At 63.7% G+C, this 2723-nt stretch carries 3 protein-coding genes; 1 reads left to right on the top strand and 2 read right to left on the bottom strand.

Annotated features, from left to right (window positions below; all coding sequences use genetic code 11):
- Nucleotides 1–275 (bottom strand): hypothetical protein (locus P8X75_15290; protein MEJ1996545.1); only part of this gene is annotated, 275 nt, incomplete at its 3' end.
- Between the two features lie 352 nt (nucleotides 276–627).
- Between P8X75_15290 and P8X75_15285 the strand changes: the two genes are divergently transcribed.
- Nucleotides 628–2313: an SPOR domain-containing protein gene (locus P8X75_15285; GenBank protein ID MEJ1996544.1), complete on the top strand. Its 1686-nt coding sequence runs from the start codon at nucleotides 628–630 to the stop codon at nucleotides 2311–2313.
- Nucleotides 2314–2322: 9 nt separating this feature from the next.
- Here the strand turns inward: P8X75_15285 and P8X75_15280 are convergent.
- Nucleotides 2323–2723, bottom strand: a 401-nt coding sequence (locus P8X75_15280) for a hypothetical protein (protein ID MEJ1996543.1), incomplete at its 5' end; no start/stop codon positions are given.

Raw genomic sequence — 2723 nt, 5'->3', positions numbered from 1 at the left:
AGCACCTGACCTGCCGTCACCCGTTCGCCATCATCGAAGTTGAGCTCGATGATCCGGTCGGAAACGGTGGTGGTCAGTTCGATTGTCTCGTTGGCGCGAAGCGTGCCCAAGGCTTCCACCTTATCGGCGATCTCCTCGGAGACGACCTTGGAAACAATGACCTTTGCCGGGCCCCGTGCATTCTGGGCCTGGCTCAGCGAAGGCGCGGTAAGAAACGCAAACGCCGCGATAAGGAGCACCGCGGTCTTCACTCCGGAAGCTATGCCGTTCGCCATCAATTGTTTCCCAACAAAAAGGCTGGAGGAGGTGCGCACCGCACCCCTCGCCAAGTTCTCTCTCCGCCCTCCACATCGAAAGGCGGCCTGCTTCCCGTTAGTAGATTGCTCGCTCTCAATGGAGTTCAAGCATCGCGAGTGCTTATACCCGCTTGTTTTTCTACGCAGTTAAGCTCGCTTGCATCCCCTCCAGGTTCCAAAGGGATGCCTCGCGGGCCCAAAGCCTTGATCCCGAATCCCACTTTCGAGCCGGAAACGGGAAAAAGAAAGGCATTTCAAACGACAAGCGTTGAATTGTAAGATAGTATGAAATTGATATATTTGCGCGATCCACAGTGGGGGTGGGCGTTACGTGGCGGATCAACCTGATCAAATCCCGCAATTTCTTGCGGTACGGCCGTCACCGGAAGAGCTGAACTGGATGCGGCGCGGCCTTGGCCAGCCCGGCGGAAAGATTCCGGTATTTGACGAAAACGACAATCCGGTCGATCCGAAGATCGTCCGCCGCTGCCTGGAACAGCAGTGGGTGGAGCCCTGGATCGGAAACCAGAAGAACCCCAATAACCTCTATATGGCCTGCCGGCTGTCTCCTTTGGGCCGCCGCCTCGTGGGCCGTGAGCCTCAGTTGGTCGACCACGGCGAGAAGCGCAAACAGGAGACCGACAGCGAAGTCAGCTCGGCCGCCGACGGCAAGCTCGACCGGGACAAGAAGAACCAGATGTTGCTCGAGACCCTGGAGGTCATGGCGCATCGCTCCCGGCGGGACATCGGCATCAGCCCGCGGACCGACCAAACCTCGCCGGAGGTGGAGAACGCTCCCGCCGCACCCGAGCCGCAGGTTGTAGAGGCTGTCGAGCCCGACACGGCCGAGCCGGGCGCGGGCGAGCCGGAGGTGGCCACCGAAGAGGCGTCCCAGCCCGCCGCCGAACCTGAGCCCGCCGCCGAAACTGAGCCCGCCGCCGAACCTGAGCCTGTCGCCGAAGGCCTCATCGAACCCCAGCCGGCTGAAGGCGAAGCGGCTCAAGCCCTAACGCAAGAGGCCGAGACGCAGGCAGCCACGCTTGCAACCGAGCCGCAGATAGCGAGCGAGCCGGCAGCATCCGAGATCAGCCCAGCGAACGGCGGCGAGACGACGCAAGCCCCCGCCCTGAACGCGGACGCCGGACAAGCTCCCATCGATTCGCAGGCCTCCCCCGAGCCGGAGGCGGCTTCCGAACCGGCTAGTGAGCCTGCAACAGGCTCTGCAACCGAATCTGCAAGCGAATCTGCCGCCGTCTCTGCCCCGGAGCCAGCCCCGGCTGCCGTTGAAGCGCAAACAACAGAGGCGCAAACAGTAGAGGCGCAAACAGCAGAGGCCGAAGCAGCAGCTGCGGTCCAAGAGCCGCCCGCGCAGACGACATCCTTCCCCGCTCCGCAAGCAGCCTCTCCGCCGCCGCCCCTATCTCTCCGCCCTTGGGAGCCGCAGGTCGAAGTGGCGGCGGCCGCCGAGGAACCGGCAAAGACCGCCGAGGAACCGGCAGTGACCGCCGAGGTTCTGCCTGCGCCCTCGCCGGCTGAAGCAGCACCCTCGCCCGAGGAAATGTCAGCGCCCGAGGTAACTTCCGCGCCTGAGAAAATGTCAGCGCCCAAGAGCGCCGCGCCGGCCGCCAAGATGGTCGAGCTTGCGGTCCTTCCTCCGGTCAAGCCCTCTCCGCCACCAGCTCCGGTTGTCGAGGCACCAGCCGCCGCCCCAACCGCGGGCCAGCCCGCGAGCCAACCCGCAGCAAGCGTTTCGGCGGGAACAGGAGAATTCGGCGTGCAGGTGGCCGCCTCGCAGGATCCGGCCGACGCGGAACGGCTGCGCGGGCTCATCGCCGAGCGTCAAGCCAGTCTGCTGTCGGATTATGGGCTAACGATCGTCAAAGCGGAGATCGAGGACAAGGGTGTCTATTACCGCGTCAGGACCCCGGCTTTCGGGGACCGTTCGGCGGCCAGCGGCCTCTGCCAGTCTCTGAAGGCCTCTGGACAGGACTGCTTCGTTTTCCGCGCCCAGCGCTAGCGCCGGAAGTCAGGCGGAAAGGGCGTCCTTGCGGGGCTCAATGCTCTCCAGGAGCCCTTCCTGAGTGATGAGATTGATGCCGACGCGGATCCCGGAGTAGTCATTGGCGCCACGGGACATCCAGGCGCGCATCTCCTGTTCCGCCAGCGTTAGATCACAGCCTCGGGCTTCCATGCGCAGCCGAAGCGTCTCGCAATAGCGCTTCAAGAAGACCTGAGCCTTGGCGCCTTCCTCAGGTTCGCGCTTGCGGAGAATACCTTCCATCACTTCGCGGTAGCATTCGGCTTCCAGGTCGCGCAGATGCTCCATGTAGGGCTCCAGCGTCGCCTCCAAGGCGTTCATGCCGAGCCGTTCAGACTGCGCCAGCAAGCCGTAGGCCTTCGCGTGGGCAGCACAGAGTTTACAGGTGA

Source organism: Limibacillus sp. (assembly GCA_037379885.1).
Classification (GTDB): Bacteria; Pseudomonadota; Alphaproteobacteria; order Kiloniellales; family CECT-8803; genus JARRJC01.
Note: the sequence above shows the minus strand (reverse complement) of the source record. Positions and strands in the feature narration are given on the sequence as shown.